Source organism: Flavobacterium sp. xlx-214 (assembly GCF_013874595.1).
In the GTDB taxonomy this organism is placed as follows: Bacteria; Bacteroidota; Bacteroidia; order Flavobacteriales; family Flavobacteriaceae; genus Flavobacterium.
Genome location: NZ_CP059431.1, coordinates 286,026 through 301,369 on the forward strand (window position 1 = coordinate 286,026; position 15,344 = coordinate 301,369).

11 protein-coding genes are annotated in these 15,344 nt (G+C 37.4%); all 11 read right to left on the reverse strand.

The genetic code is table 11. From position 1 onward, the window contains the following. Positions 1–13: 13 nt before the first annotated feature. The 11 genes from H1R17_RS01400 to H1R17_RS01450 all read right to left on the reverse strand — a co-directional run bounded on the left by H1R17_RS01400 (position 14) and on the right by H1R17_RS01450 (position 14,974). Complete coding sequence (locus H1R17_RS01400; protein WP_163431815.1) at positions 14–250, reverse strand: hypothetical protein; 237 nt, start codon at positions 248–250, stop codon at positions 14–16. Next, positions 251–634 carry a rhodanese-like domain-containing protein gene (locus H1R17_RS01405; protein ID WP_240453341.1) on the reverse strand — a complete coding sequence of 128 codons (384 nt, stop codon included), beginning with the start codon at positions 632–634 and terminating at the stop codon, positions 251–253. Beyond that, complete coding sequence (locus H1R17_RS01410; protein ID WP_163431814.1) at positions 610–2,022, reverse strand: rhodanese-like domain-containing protein; 1,413 nt, start codon at positions 2,020–2,022, stop codon at positions 610–612. Before H1R17_RS01410 ends, H1R17_RS01405 begins: the two co-directional genes overlap by 25 nt. Positions 2,023–2,097: 75 nt before the next feature. Beyond that, positions 2,098–2,961, reverse strand: coding sequence for a sulfite exporter TauE/SafE family protein (locus H1R17_RS01415; protein WP_163431813.1), 864 nt, complete (start codon positions 2,959–2,961; stop codon positions 2,098–2,100). Positions 2,962–2,990: 29 nt separating this feature from the next. Further along, positions 2,991–3,623 carry a Crp/Fnr family transcriptional regulator gene (locus H1R17_RS01420; protein ID WP_163431812.1) on the reverse strand — a complete coding sequence of 211 codons (633 nt, stop codon included), beginning with the start codon at positions 3,621–3,623 and terminating at the stop codon, positions 2,991–2,993. Between the two features lie 2 nt (positions 3,624–3,625). Beyond that, on the reverse strand, positions 3,626–4,039 hold the full coding sequence (locus tag H1R17_RS01425) for a DUF6691 family protein (RefSeq protein WP_163431811.1): 414 nt from the start codon (positions 4,037–4,039) through the stop codon (positions 3,626–3,628). 12 nt (positions 4,040–4,051) lie between these two features. Continuing rightward, entirely contained in the window at positions 4,052–4,609 is a 558-nt protein-coding gene (locus tag H1R17_RS01430) for a YeeE/YedE family protein (RefSeq protein ID WP_163431810.1), read from the reverse strand. A gap of 476 nt (positions 4,610–5,085) precedes the next feature. Continuing rightward, complete coding sequence (locus tag H1R17_RS01435) at positions 5,086–7,035, reverse strand: T9SS type A sorting domain-containing protein (RefSeq protein ID WP_163431809.1); 1,950 nt, start codon at positions 7,033–7,035, stop codon at positions 5,086–5,088. A gap of 135 nt (positions 7,036–7,170) precedes the next feature. Continuing rightward, positions 7,171–7,653: a hypothetical protein gene (locus tag H1R17_RS01440; RefSeq protein ID WP_163431808.1), complete on the reverse strand. Its 483-nt coding sequence runs from the start codon at positions 7,651–7,653 to the stop codon at positions 7,171–7,173. 389 nt (positions 7,654–8,042) lie between these two features. After that, entirely contained in the window at positions 8,043–10,004 is a 1,962-nt protein-coding gene (locus tag H1R17_RS01445) for a T9SS type A sorting domain-containing protein (RefSeq protein ID WP_163431807.1), read from the reverse strand. A 242-nt stretch (positions 10,005–10,246) separates the two neighbouring features. After that, positions 10,247–14,974 (reverse strand): PKD domain-containing protein, encoded by a 4,728-nt coding sequence (locus H1R17_RS01450; RefSeq protein WP_163431806.1) that lies wholly within the window; start codon positions 14,972–14,974, stop codon positions 10,247–10,249. Positions 14,975–15,344: the final 370 nt, after the last annotated feature.

Sequence of the window (15,344 nt, forward strand, 5' to 3'; positions counted from 1 at the left end):
GTTGTTTTATTTATTATTTTATTTCGGTAAAAGTAGTTTCTTTACTGTTGCTCTTCTTTGAAATGAAACGATTGGTAGCACAACCTGCTGTGCTACAACAACCTATATTGAGCAAGGGCATTAAGCTAAAAACACCTCCTAAAAGCACAAACAGCCATTGGTTGGATTCAATTCCTTGAAATATGATGAAAACCCCCATTGCTAATCGAATCAATCGCATAGCATTCCATTGATACATCCAATTCTTCATTTACTTGCTTTTTAAATCGGTTTGTACTTTTTTTACTTGTTGCCATGTTCCGCCATTGGTTACGTTATTAAAACCATTGGCTTTTAACATTTGAAAAGCTTGTCCGCTACGATTTCCGCTTTTGCAAAATACAACAATATTTTCATGGTTTTGAAACATTTGCAATTGATTTAACACTTGATCTAAAGGGATATTAACCGATCCTTCCACATGACCTGATGCAAATTCTGAAGGTGTACGTACATCTACCAAAAATGCTTTGTTTTGAATTACGGTTCTTAATTCTTGATTATTACTGTTATCTAAAAACATATTTTTTATTAATCCGAACATGATAAAAAGGGCTATAAAGGTTAATACTATTTTAATACTTTGCTTTGACATACAAAATCGGTTTTAGGAATATTGGTTAGTGAAATGGCAGAAAAACCACCTGCTACTTCTTTAAAATTACGATAGCCACGTGCTTGCAAAATACTTGCTGCAATCATGCTTCGGTATCCACCTGCACAGTGTAAATAAAAAGGTTGGTTTGGATTTACATCTTTAATCCAATCGTTAAGATAAGCTAATGGTTTGCTATAAGCATGTTCTACATGTTCAGCTGCATATTCTGATTCTTTTCGTACATCAACCACCACAACTTCTTTGCCTTCTATTTCTTGTGAAAATTGTTCTGCAGTAATGCTATTAACAGTATCTATTTCCTTACGTGCCTGCAGCCACGTTTCAAAACCACCTTGTAAATGCCCTATAACGTTATCAAACCCAACACGACTCATTCTTGTAACTGCTTCCTCCTCAAAACCTTGATTTGTAATCAATAAGATTGGTTGTTGCACATCTACAATCATAGCGCCTACCCAAGGCGCAAAATCGCCACTTAGCCCAATATTTATTGCTTGTGGAATAAATCCTTTTGCAAAATCAATGTTAGAGCGAGTATCTAAAATTAAAGCACCTGTTTGCTTTGCAATCGTTTCAAAATCGGAAACCGATAAGGTTGTCATTCCTTGTGACAGTACTTTATCAAAACTTGTGTATCCGTTTTTGTTCATAGCCACATTCATTCCAAAATAGGCTGGCGGAGGTAATAAACCATCAGTAACTGCTTCTATAAAAGTTTCTTTGTTTGGTTGATTTAAAGCATAGTTTATTTTCTTTTGATTGCCTAGAGAATCAATTGTTTCTTTCATCATGTTTTTACCACAAGCAGAACCTGCACCATGAGCTGGATAAACCGTTACATTATCTGCTAAAGGAAGTATTTTGTTGTACAAACTATCATACAGCATACCTGCCAATTCTTCTTGTGTCATACTAGCAGCCTTTTGAGCCAAATCTGGTCTACCAACATCTCCCAAAAACAAGGTATCGCCGCTAAACAATGCTGTTTCTTTATCATTTTCATCTAACAATAAATAACAAGTACTTTCTAAAGTGTGTCCTGGTGTATGCAACACTTTTATCTTTATAGCCCCTATTTCTAAAACCTGATTATCAGTTGCAATAATGGCTTCAAAATCAGGTTTTGCTGTAGGTCCGTATACAATGGGTGCATTGGTCTTAGCGCTTAAGTCTATATGTCCGCTCACAAAATCGGCATGAAAATGCGTTTCTAAAATGTATTTTAATTGAACGTTATCTTTTGATAAACGCTCTAAATAAGGTTGAGTTTCACGTAGCGGATCAATAATTACAGCTTCACCATTACTTTCTATATAATAAGCACCTTGCGCTAAACATCCTGTATAAATTTGCTCTATTTTCATGTAGTTGTATTTTTTAATTTATAATGTAAATTTCTTGCTTTCTTTTGTAATGCTTGGTAACATTTGTTACATGAACTATTTTATAATGAACTCTTTAAATAATATAAAAATACCCATTGCTACTACAAAATAACCAAACAATGGTTTTAGTTGCTTAGCATCTAGTTTTTTGTTTAACTGTAAGCCAAGCAACATACCTACTATAGCAATGGTTAGTAAAGTGGCTAATAAACTAAAGTTTAAAGACAAAACATTGTGCGAACCTAAAAAGCCAATCAACGATTTAACCCCAATAATAAGTAACGAGTTAGCTACAGCCTGTTTCATATTTAGTTTTCCAAATATCATTAGCACAGGCACAATAATAAAACCGCCGCCAGCCCCTACAACCCCAGTAATAACACCTTCTGCCAAACCAGCAAAAATCAAAACCAAACTATTGTAAGGGCAATCTAAACAATCGGGTTCTGATTTTCTTTTTCTAATCATAAAAAAACCTGAAACCAACATCAGTACTGAGAAAAAAACAAGCATTAAGGTGTTTTTATCAACCACAACTCCTAACCAATGAAACCGTTGCGGAATAGCAGGTAAAACAAAGGCACGTACTACATACAAGGTTATTAACGAAGGCACGCCAAACTGCAAGGCTCTTTTGTATGACACTTGCTTTTTAAGAACATAAGGCACTGCCGCAATTAAACTGCTAATGCTTACCAATGCCAAAGAATAAGTTGTTGCAAGCGTTGCAGGTATCATAAACAAATACACCAAAACGGGCACTGTTAAAATACTACCCCCGCCGCCAAAAAGACCAACCAAAACACCTATTGCTACAGTAAGTACATAGCCTAAAACTTCCATAATTAAATTATTTACTGTACAAATTTCTAACAAAGTAGCGGCACAAAGCGTAACAATTGTTACACTATAATGCACAAAAAAAGATGCTTGTTATAAAGCATCTTTTAAATGAGGGTAATACTATTTCGTTGTTGTTCAATAAACTTCTCGTTCTCTAATACCTTAAGCAATCGGGAAACCACCACTCGCGATGTGTTTAACTCGTACGCTATTTCGGCATGGGTTTTATGTACCGTATGTGATTTGTTTACACTAGCTACCTCAATTAAATAATTCTTTAATCGCCCCTTAGAATCGTTAAAAGCTAGGTTGTCTATAGAACGCATCATTTCATCTAAACGGTCTTGATAGCTTGTAAAAACAAACGCGCGCCATGATGCATACTTAGCCAACCATTCATCCATTTTTTGTACAGGTATCAACACCATTTCACCATTGGTTTCGGCCGTTGCTCTAATGTTACTGTTTTTAGTGCCCAAACAACACGTCATGGTCATGGCGCAGGTATCGCCTTTTTCTAAATAGTATAAAAGCAGTTCGCCGTCGTTATCATCATCTCTCATAATTTTCACAGCACCATGTAATAACAAAGGCGTGTGTGTTATAAGCTGGTCTAACTCTATTAAAATTTCGTTTTCAGTAAATGCTTTCAACAGACCAATCTCGGCAATTTCTTGCAGTAGCTCGTCTTCAAACATCGGACTAAAATAAGTGGTTAACAAACTTTTATCAATCATTCTTAATGAGGTAATTTATTTTTTAATAAACCGTATATCCAAGTTCCTATTAAAGCGCCTAAAATTACAATTAATATTGGGAAATAACCAGCACCTGTCAACACAAACATAGGCCCAGGACAAGCACCTGCTAATGCCCAACCCAACCCAAAAAAGATACCACCAATTAAATAACGGGCAATACTTTTGTCTTTATTAGGAATGATGATGGCATTGCCGTTTACATCTTTCAGCTGTTTTCTTTTGATGAATTGCACTGCAATAATACCCGTTACCAAAGCCGTACCCATTAAACCATACATGTGAAACGACTGAAATTGAAACATTTCAAATATTCTGAACCATGATGCGGCTTCAGATTTATACATAATGATGCCAAAAAACACACCAACTGCTAAAAAAACACTATTCTTCATACTAGGATATCATTAAAACAATAAAGGAAAAATAACATGTACCATAACCAAACCACCAATAAAAAAACCAATAGTAGCAATTAAAGAGGGCAACTGAAAGTTACTAATGCCCGATATAGAATGCCCCGATGTACAACCACCTGCGTAACGCGCACCAAAGCCTACTAAAATACCACCAACAAGTAACAATACAATGGTGTAAGGCGATGAAAAAGCATCGGCACCAAACATTTCGGTAGGTACATAAGCGCTACCTGCACTATGAAAACCGTATTCTTTAAGAGTTGTAATGGTATTAGGGTTTAATTGAGGTATTTGATTAACCGATAAGTAATGAGCGGCTATAAAACCACCTATTACAGCACCCAACATAACAAACAGGTTCCATTTTTGGGTTTTCCAATCAAACTTAAAGAAATCGCAAGTTTTACCAGCTCCACACAACGTACATAATGAACGTAAATTGGCAGACATTCCAAAGTTTTTACCTAAATACAGTAACGTAAACATTACCAACGCTATTAACGGACCCGATACATACCACGGCCAAGGTTCTAATATCCAATTCATGTTTTATCTTTTAATAATACAAAAATCAGCAAATAAAATGGAATGATTGGTAACAAATGTTACAATGAGGTTTTAGGTTGTATGTTGTGGGTTGTATGTTTTAAGTTTCCGTCGGTTCGAGCTTGTTGAGAACTTATTAGTAACATCTCGACAGGCTCGATGTGACGGTCATAATAGCTGAGAATAAGTTCAGAAGTATCATTTAAAACCTATCACCTGCTAAAGGACTCTTTCAGAATGACAAGATAGTGTTACTTGTTTTTGTCATTCCGTAGGAATCTTTTAAATTCTTTTATTTAGATGATGCGATGCTGACCTGAGCTTGCGAACTGTACGAAGTAAACCAAGTTCAGCATGACAATTGTAACGTCAGTTCAAGCTTGTTAAAAACTTATTAGTAACATCTCGACAGGCTCGATGTGACGGAGTTTGCTTTAGCCGTTAGACTTTATGACTTTAAACATTAGCCTGTAAAACTACTTCTTAACAACCTTTACCGTAGCTGCACTGCCTTGCTGTGTGGTTACTTTAATAAAATAGGTACCTGCGGTTACGCCGTGTAGGTTTACCTGGTTATTGCCGTTAAAGTTGTCTTTTTGTACTTGTTGCCCTAACACGTTATACACCTCATAACTTTGCAAGGTTTCTTCGGTTTCTATGTTTACAATATCTGTGGTTGGGTTGGGGTACACGTTTACCTTTATGTTGTTAAAATCTGTGGTGCTTACGCTTGTACCACATGGAGTTGCAGCTAATTTGGCTACAAAGAAGTCATAGTGACCATTGGTTACCAACATATTGATGCTTTTGTGTGTAGCAAACAAATTACCATTAAATGTGCCACCTACTACATAATTACCATCGTTATCTACGGCTACAGAAGTTAACTTGTGGTAATTCATACTACCTTCTATATCGTGTAAACCTATTACCGTACCTGTTTGCTTGTTAAAACGCACCAATACTGGGTTGGGCTGTAAACCGTTTATAAACTGTTGGTTCATACTAAAGCTATCCCATATCATATAAGTACCCTCGGTTGCCAAGGCTACTTCGTTACCACGTATAACCAAACTATGCGAATAGTACATATTGCTGGTATCGTTGTTTGGGGTACGCGCCCACTTTACTTCGCCATTTTTAGTTAACTTGGCTATAAAAGGCATGTTGCCATAGTGTTTTCCAAAGCTAAAATTATAAGGATTAGTGGTAGGTTTTTTAGGATCTATTATTTTCACTCCAGTATTTGGTATTCTTGAAAATTTGCCTGCTATGAAAATATCGCCATTGGTATCTACATCTAAGTCGTAAATACGACAATCATCTGAGTCTGCTTCCATTTCTCTGCGCCATAATTCACTACCATTGGTAGCATTAACTGCTAGTATGTAGGCATTGTTTATAATGGCACTACCACCATAGGTTAAAGGCACATTTTCATTTACATTTACATACGACCTAAAACCCGCTATATAATACCTGTTGTTAGGCTCATCGTATTTAAAAGTAAAACTGGGCTCCGCAATCATAGAACCATCTGCTATAGGTAATGGCATACTGTTTAGCAATTGCCCAGCACTATTGTATCGTACCAAATAGTATTTCATAACATATCCCCAGGCAGTTGTACTATCGTATTTGTATTGAGTAGGCACTGTTATGGTATTGTTTAAGTGGGTACCGTGTAAAAAACCTATTATAAAATGCAGATTATCCTTACTGTCTATCACTATAGACAAAACACTAGAATGATTATTAGGGAAACCAACGTCACCCTGTAAAGCGCATTTCCATACAAACTGTCCGTTACTGTTGTATTTTACCAAAAAAGTAGTTTTATATCCATCACTTGGTATTAATCCATTAGGGTCATTAGGGTTGTATGCTGGTCGTGGAGGTAATGCGTCAGTAGGGCTAAAATACACTGGTTTGGTAGTATTACCTAAGCTTACATTTGCTCCTACGAATACGTTGTTGTTGCTGTCTAAAGCTATTTTATAAGCGGCGTCAAATAATCCTCCTCCTCCAATGGCTTGGCTCCAGCGTACTTGTCCACTGCAAGTGGTTGAAAATAAAAAAATATCGTTACCACCTGCTTGATTACCGTATACGGTAACGGGTTGCCCTGCTAATTTTGGGGTACCGTTTTCTATTTTAGCTACAAAATAGTAATTGTTATTTTTGTCTATAACAACATCAAAAATTTGTTCTGCTTGAAAATCCCAACCGTTACTTCCTATACTACCACCGCCATTAATTGCCCATTGCCATTGGTAGTTTTGGGCGGTGGCTGGAACAGAGAATAGAGAATAGATGATAGAGAATAGAAGGGTTTGGAGATTTAAGGATTTGAAAATTTGGAAAGGAGATCCCTCACTTTGGTCGAGATGACAAGGAATATTGTTTTTGTGTAGTTGGTGTTGCATAATGTGTTTTGTTTTAGGTTGATTCCTTAAAGATACAAATAATTTTAACATTATATTTACAAATACCTCTTATACTATACTTACAATTAAAACCTAAAAAACGCCGTGCATAACACGGCGTTCTTATTTTGTTTTTTAAAGTACAAAACAACGAATAAAAGGGCTGAAAACCCTAAAATCGTCTTTAGCAACATAGGCTACCCTACAATCATAATACGTTGTATTTTTTAAATTGCGGTGTACACACTTGTTACTGCCTTGGGTACACAATAACACATTGGTGGTATCAACCTCTACCACTTCAAAAATAAAAGCGGCTACCCCTTTTATTTTAGCAACAAAATAGTAATTGTTGTTTTTGTCTATAGCAATATCAAAAATTTGCTCTACTTGGTAATCCCAACTACCGCTGCCAAAGCTGCCGCCACCGTTAAGTGCCCATTGCCATTGGTAGTTTTGGGCGGTGGCTGGGATGGAGCATAGAAGGATGTAGAGATTTGAGAATTTGACTTCTCGATACGCTTTGCTACTCGAAGTGACGTGATTAGTTGTATTACGAGATCCCTCACTTTGTTCGGAATGACAAAGAATATTGTTTTTGTGTAGTTTATTTTTCATAATTTCTTTTGTTTTAGGTTTCCGTCTGTTCGAGCTTGTCGAGAACTTATTAGTAGCATCTCGACAGGCTCGATGTGACGGTCATAATAGCTGAGAATAAGTTCAGAAGTATCATTTAAAACCTATCACCTGTTAAAGGATTCTTTCAGAATGACAAGATAGTGTTACTTGTTTTTGTCATTCCGTAGGAATCTTTTAAATTCTTTTATTTAGATGATGCGATGCTGACCCGAGCTTGCGAACTGTACGAAGTAAACCAAGTTCAGCATGACAATTGTAACGTCAGTTCAAGCTTGTTAAGAACTTATTAGTAACATCTCGACAAGCTCGATGTGACGGGGTTTGTTTTAGCCGTTAGACTTTATGACTTTTGACTTTAGCCTGTAAAACTACTTCTTAACAACCTTTACCGTAGCTACACTGCCTTGTTGTGTGGTTACTTTTATAAAATACGTACCCGCGGTTACACCGTGTAGGTTTATTTGGCTGTTATCGTTAAAGTTTCCTTTTTGTACTTGTTGCCCTAATACGTTATACACCTCATAACTTTGCAAGGTTTCTGGGGTTTCTATGTTTACAATATCATTGGTTGGGTTAGGGTACACGTTTACCTTTATACTGTTAAAATCTGTGGTGCTTACTGCCGTACCGCAGGTACTTGCACCTAACTTCGCTATAAAAAAATCGTAGTGCCCATTACCCATCACTATAGGAATGGTACTGTGTTGTGGAAACAAATATCCCTCAAATCCTCCGCCTACAACATAGTTACCATCGTTATCTACCGCTACTGCTGTTAGCATGTGCATACTGCCTGCACTGCCCATAATATCGTGCATGCCCACTACTGTACCCGTTTGTTTGTTAAAACGTACCAACAATGGATCAGGCTGGTGGTTAGCCGCACGGCTTAAGCTAAAACCATCCCATACGGTATTATTGCCCATGGTGGCAAATGCCACTTCATTGCCACGCAATGCCAAACCAAAACCCCAATACATACCAGTATCTGCCCACGGTGCATTATAAGCTGTGGGTGTACGTGCCCATTGTACCGTACCAGTGCTGTTTAACTTCGCTATAAAAGGCATATTACCAGATACTGTAAGATTAAAAGTATAAGAAGTATTTGTAGGGTTTTTAGCATCTATAATTTTTACAAAACTGCCCGAATTTCCTGTTACAAAGAATTTACCACCAATATAAACATCCCCATTAGCATCGTCAACTACCAAATCATAAATTCGGCAGTCGTCATTATTTAAATTTAAATTAACCTCCATCTCACGGCGCCATATTTCATTGCCATTTGCAGCATCTAGTGCCAATACATACGCATTTTTTGTAAATGCAGTACCAGCGTAGGTTAATGGAAAGTCTTCGTTTGTATTTACATACGAACGGAAACCTGCTAGATAATAACGGTTGCGGGGTTCGTCGTACTTAAACGTAAAGCTGGGTGGTACAAAACCGCTTCCATCGGGTATAGGTAACATCATACTACTAACATATTGTCCTAAAACATTATATTTCACCACATAATATTGATATGTATTAACTACAGGTACAGTAATGTTATTATCTAAATGTACACCATTTTGAAACGCTGCAATAAAATGAATGTTGCCACTACTGTCTATTTCCAAGTTGTGAATCCAAGAAAATCTATTATGGAAATTAACATCACCTTGTAAGGCACGTTTCCATACAAACTGTCCGTTGCTATCATACCTTACAAGATAAGAAGTTTTATAGGCTGCATCTATTGTTGCCTGATTAGCAGGCCAGGGAGGTAAAAAATCGGTTGGGCTAAAATGTGTAGCGTAGGTTGTGCTTACCTGATTTTCTACATTTGCCCCCACGTATACATTATTACTGTTGTCTAATGCTATCTTGTAAGCATCATCTTGTTCTGCCCCTCCAATGGCTTGGCTCCAGCGTACCTGCCCATCGCAAGTGGTTGAAAAAATAAAAATATCATGGCCACCATTGCCATATACGGTTACAGGTTGCCCAGCAAGTTTAGGGCTTCCATCTTTTATTTTAGCTATAAAATAATAATTGTTATCGGTACCTACTTGTACATCAAAAACCTGCTCTACATCATAGTTCCAACTGCCGCTGCCAAAGCTGCCACCTCCGTTTATTGCCCATTGCCAGTCGTAGTTTTGGGAGTAGCCCAGAATAGAGAATAGAGAACAGAAAATAGAGAATAGAAAGATTGGGATATTTAAGGATTTGACTTCTCGATACGCTTTGCTACTCGAAGTGACGTGATTAGTTGTATTACGAGATCCCTCACTTTGTTCGGGATGACAAAGAATATTGTTTTTGGGTAGTTTATTTTTCATAATTTCTTTTGTTTTAGGTTGCTGGTTGTATGTTTTAAGTTTCAGGTTACAGCTGCTAGATTACAGCTTTCAACTTTCAGATTGCTGTTTTCTGATTGCTTTTCTACACCTCCCTAACCCGCCTTTAGCAAGGAATACGTGGTGTTTGTGTTATAAAAATACTAAAATAAAGTAAAATAACTCCAACAGGGTTTAAAACCCTGTTGGAGTTTGCTTATAGCTTACTACTTACAACTATAAGGTTATTTTTTAATTAATTTTTGTTGTGCTATAACCGTAGCGCCTACATGTAGGTTTACAATATAGGTACCTGGTGCCAAATAACTTACGTTTAGCACTACCTCACCTTTACTACCGCTTAGCTTTTGTTGTAAGCGTTGTACGCCTGTAACATCATGTACCGTAATGCTTGTAGCAGCTTGGCTATTTGTTCCTGTATCAAAGGTAGCCAAAGTGGTATCGGTTGTTGGGTTAGGGCTTAACACAAACTTAGTCACAACTGTTGGTGTTGTAGTTTTATTTGCTGTACGGCATCCATAATCTAAATCGATACGCGGTTTGTTGCTGTAAAAAATACAACCCGATGCAGTTGAAATAGCCAATTGATATTCGCCTGACTGATTTACTAGCTGATTTGGTATAAAACCACCACCCGTTTGGGTTTGCCATCCGTTTACAGACCATAAATAACCGTTGTATACCCCATAAGGTGCTAACAAATACGGATTGTAACTAGCGCAAATTCTATAACATCCTGCTGGTACGATCCACAAAGTACGTTCTGGGTTATGCGGTGTTTGTACCTGTGCCATAACACTACAGCCTGTTGGTGCGGTATAGGTTACGCTGTAGGCACCCCCATGGGTTACGTATATGGTTTGCCCTATCATACCATTGCTCCAATTATAGGTACCCGCGGCTGGCCCGTTAGCCGTTAGCTCAAGGGTGTAAGGTTGACAGTTTACTAGGTTAAAATTAATATTTGGTGTAGCCAATTGTGGGTGAAACACCACCACAGCCTTAAAGCTGTTTACACAACTGGTATCATTAGGCAAACGGGTTTCAAAAGCGTAGTTGTAGCTACCTGGGGTTAAACCACTTAAACTTAATGTTAAATTACCAGCCCCTGTTGTCCAGTTACCCATGCTACCTGGTAAAGCATTGCCATTTAACGTCCAACGGTGTTCAACGTTAGGGTCGGTATAAATACCCGTTAAAGTAGTGCTTTCACCGTAACACACACTGGTGTTGCCGTTTATGCTTGCAAACGGTGGTTTGCGCATGGTAACTATTGCTGGATTAGCTGACATACCGTAAAACTTACACCCTTTGGCATCAATCAATATGGGCCAGTAACTGCCACTTTGGGTTGGGGTATAGGTTAAACCACTAGCAGCTACCTGTACGTTGTCGCGCATCCAAATGGCATTGGTTGGTAAATCTGTAAAAGGATTTGGTTGAAACTGTAAAGGTGTTACAGCACTGCCTTCGCAGAAATTTAATGGGTTAGGATTCACTTTTCCATCAAATTCGGCTTTGAAAATATCTACTGAAACATCAGCTGATTCAAACATACAGTCGTACTGATTGTACACTCTTAGTTTAATGTCATGTTGTCCAGCAGTTGAAATATTAATCTGCGTACTTAGCCCAGCTGCCACATAATAAGTGTTTAAGAAATGCCATTCGTAGCGGTAGCCCGGCAACATAGCACTTGGTAATGTTAGGGTTATAGGCTCTTCGGCACAATACTTAGTAGGTGCAATTGTAAATGCAGTAGGCGGTGGCCCTTGTATTTCTACCTGTATGGTAGTTTCACAATCGGGTATTGGTGTACCGTTTGCTGTAAGCTGGCCACCAGCATTTAACACCATTTTGTAAGTGTGTACACCTGGACCAACCCCTGTAACCAACGCACTTTGACCAGTACCTAGTAGGTTGTTTGCTGCATCAAAATACGAAATGTTTACCGATGAAGCATTGATATCAAACATTTTGCTGTTGTTTTTAAGCTCAATGTTATACGAATTATTACCTAAACAAGTTACTACATAACGCAATATAGGTTCATAATGTTTGCGTACAGTTATGGTTTTTACAAAGGTATCAGGGCAATTTGCATAACGTACTTTTACCTTAAGTTCGTAAAGTCCAACATTGTTTATGTTAAACTGTGCATCATCGTTATTAAATGTTCCTAATGTAGCTCCAAAGGTTACCGCTTCCCATTCAACGTTTGCTATAGATGGTACAGCAGCTGGATCATAGGTAGCATGAAGGTTTACCGTTCCACAAGGTAACCAGCTATAGGTAAGTGTTGGTATAGGATTAAAACCTAACGTACAACCACTACCTGGATTACCAGGACCACCTGGCGAACAATCTTCGAAAATCCAAATTTTGTTCGATGTAATTAAACAGCCGTTAACATCGGTTACCTGTACATAGTATTCGCCTGCACCAGGAAAAAAACCATTGTTTAATGTTAAACTAGTCATACCCACACCGCTTGCTATAGAAGAACTGTTGTTGTTACGATACCAATAAAAAGTATCAGAACTTGTTACCCCCGTAGAGAATGTTGCTTTTAAATCAATACTAAAAGCATTAGAGGTGCATACTGTATTTACAACACTTTCATTAAATATTTCTACAGTTGTAGCTGGTAATATGGTTACTGCTTTGTTTGCAATAATAGTAGTGGTACAACCAAATGGATTAACTAATCGTACCGTTAAAATACCACCTATAGAAGCAGAATTACTAGGGTTAGTAAAACTTTGTGGTATACTATAGTTTGGCACCAAAGGTGTGCTGCCTATATATGGGGTAGTATATAATACAATTCCATCATATAAAAACTCTAATGTGCCCAAGTTTGCAGGTGCAGATGAAGTTATTGGTACATCAAAAAATGGAGTCCCCGGACAAATAGGTGCTATTGTACCAATGGTTAGCGAAACGTTACCAATTAAATTGATTTGATACGAAGTATTTGTTTTAATACCACATTTTGTAACCTCAACAACCAAAGTACCTGATGTTACACCTAAACTTTCTTCATTTAAACCAATGGTAACTGTACCATCGTTAACGCCATTAATTATGTTACCGAAATTAGGAGGCGAAATTTTCCACTCGATATGATCTACATCAACTCCGTTTAAATTTGCTGTAAAATCATAAATACTGCTTGAGCAAAACTGCATTAATCCACTATTATTGGTAATAGTTGGATTTACAACCACCTGACTAACATTATAAGTTACTGGTGCAGATGCGCAAATAACCCCATTTTTAACGTATTGTTTTACTACGCTAACCGTACCCGTTGAGCTGGTAAATACCGCGGCAACCTCGGTACCTGCATTGCTACCAATAATACTACCGCCTGTAGCAGTCCATACGTAAATGGCACCAGGGTCGTTTTCGGTAATACTATACGTGTAGGGTACGTTTAAACATACTTTAGCAGGCCCAACAATAGCACCTGTAATAACAGGTGTTGGTATTACATTAATTACAACAGCATCACTAATACAACCATTGTTAGTAGCTGTTACCGTATAACTGCCCCCCGAATTAAATGTAAAAGACGTACTGCTATTAAAATCAGTATGAACAATGTTGTTGCCTAACTTTATTTCCCAGCTTACACTAGAGCCGTTACTTGAAGAGAAAAATTTAGATGTTCCTGCACAAACTGTTTGTACTTGATCCCAGTTAACAGATACATTTTCTACTACTTCAAATACAAATCTTTCAATTTGACCTCTACAATTATCGGTTCCTAATAGTGTATTTTGATATTCAACATCTATAAAATAAGTACCCGGCGCCATACCATCTACCATAATTTCATTACGTTGATCGGTATAAACAATCATTGGGTGATTAGGATCTCCATTTATGCTCCATTTAAAATCGGTAGTAGGCCATTGTGGTAAACTGTATTTAGCTTGCTTTCCTTGGCAAATAATTTGTGGACCTTGTAATAACACATGACGAACAACAACTGGAATTTTTACGGTATTCCAATACGGACAATTACAATATGAAAGGTAACTGATATAACCAAAACCATCTGCTGGATCTACTTGATCCCAAACTACGGTAACTGATGAACTTCCGTTTCCACCACCTACAATAGTACCACCTATCACTTTCCAATCGCCTCCACAACCATCGTTTGCAGTGTATGTTTCGGTATTGTATTCACAGGTTACGTTTAAGCACGTAATTTCAATAGGTTTAGCATCCAGAACCGTAATAGGATATTCATATGTAGCGCTGCAATTACAACTATTGGTAACAGTTAATAATATTACATAACTTCCAGAGTTTGTGTACGTATGGGTGGGTTCAAAAGCATTAGAAAAAGTGCCGTCGCCAAAATCCCATAGATAATTTACAATAGCAGAACCATTGTTTGCTGTTGAAAGATTATTGAATGAAATAGGAGTCCCCACACAAAAAACTTGTTGGTAAGGGTCTATACCATCAATCAAAAATTTAGCATCGGGTCTAACAATTTTCTCAATACAAATGGTACGTGTCACAACTGTATTGTCACTATAAGTAATTGAGATGGTTAAACTTCCTCCCCCAACTGTACCCCAGCTTACATAAGCATTGGTATTGTTACTAGAGTTTAAAGTTCCACCACTTACTTGCCATTGTACATTTGCAATGTTGTTACCCTGCAATGTGTAAGTTACATAACTGAACTCGCAAAAACGAAGACAACTGCCATCTAACATGTTCTCCATGAGATTAACCGATGTACTTGGTGCTTGGTTCTCACCTCCCCCTTCGCCTTCTTTTACCTCATCATCATACCTAATGCATCCCACTTGTTGATCCCAAGTAAGTGTTGCTGAATTTGGAGTTTGTGCCTTTAATTGAAAAGACAGTAGAAACATCAATAAGATGCCCAATGCCCTAATGGGCGGTCTGGTAATGTTTTTCATACATTTGAAAATTAAATTAATAAAATTTTACTGTTTGTATGCTACCGATACCTAAACCGATAGTTTAAAGGTTAGTATTTGTTATTTTGTTTTAAGTTGTGGATTTCAGTTTGTATGTTCTATGTTGTGGGGTTTAGATTACTGACATCTGTTCTCTATTTTCTATTCTCTATTTTCTGCTCCCTGTTCCTTGTTTTCTGCCTTACACCTCTCTAACTCTACTTAAGGAAGAAATAAGTGACAGTACTATAAACCATGTTTGTTTTTAGGTAAAACCACACGTACCAACTAACTAAAATACGCGTGGCTTAAACAACAAATAATATAATTTCAAGAACATCTCGCTTTGAATAATAACTTAATTTAACAG

Excerpts from the sequence above, each read along its gene's own strand:
- H1R17_RS01410 (WP_163431814.1), bottom strand. The coding sequence starts at position 2,022 with ATGAAAATAGAGCAAATTTATACAGGATGTTTAGCGCAAGGTGCTTAT.
- H1R17_RS01420 (WP_163431812.1), bottom strand. The coding sequence starts at position 3,623 with ATGATTGATAAAAGTTTGTTAACCACTTATTTTAGTCCGATGTTTGAA.
- H1R17_RS01445 (WP_163431807.1), bottom strand. The coding sequence starts at position 10,004 with ATGAAAAATAAACTACCCAAAAACAATATTCTTTGTCATCCCGAACAA.
- H1R17_RS01440 (WP_163431808.1), bottom strand. The coding sequence starts at position 7,653 with ATGAAAAATAAACTACACAAAAACAATATTCTTTGTCATTCCGAACAA.
- H1R17_RS01430 (WP_163431810.1), bottom strand. The coding sequence starts at position 4,609 with ATGAATTGGATATTAGAACCTTGGCCGTGGTATGTATCGGGTCCGTTA.
- H1R17_RS01450 (WP_163431806.1), bottom strand. The coding sequence starts at position 14,974 with ATGAAAAACATTACCAGACCGCCCATTAGGGCATTGGGCATCTTATTG.
- H1R17_RS01435 (WP_163431809.1), bottom strand. The coding sequence starts at position 7,035 with ATGCAACACCAACTACACAAAAACAATATTCCTTGTCATCTCGACCAA.
- H1R17_RS01425 (WP_163431811.1), bottom strand. The coding sequence starts at position 4,039 with ATGAAGAATAGTGTTTTTTTAGCAGTTGGTGTGTTTTTTGGCATCATT.
- H1R17_RS01405 (WP_240453341.1), bottom strand. The coding sequence starts at position 634 with ATGTCAAAGCAAAGTATTAAAATAGTATTAACCTTTATAGCCCTTTTT.
- H1R17_RS01400 (WP_163431815.1), bottom strand. The coding sequence starts at position 250 with ATGAAGAATTGGATGTATCAATGGAATGCTATGCGATTGATTCGATTA.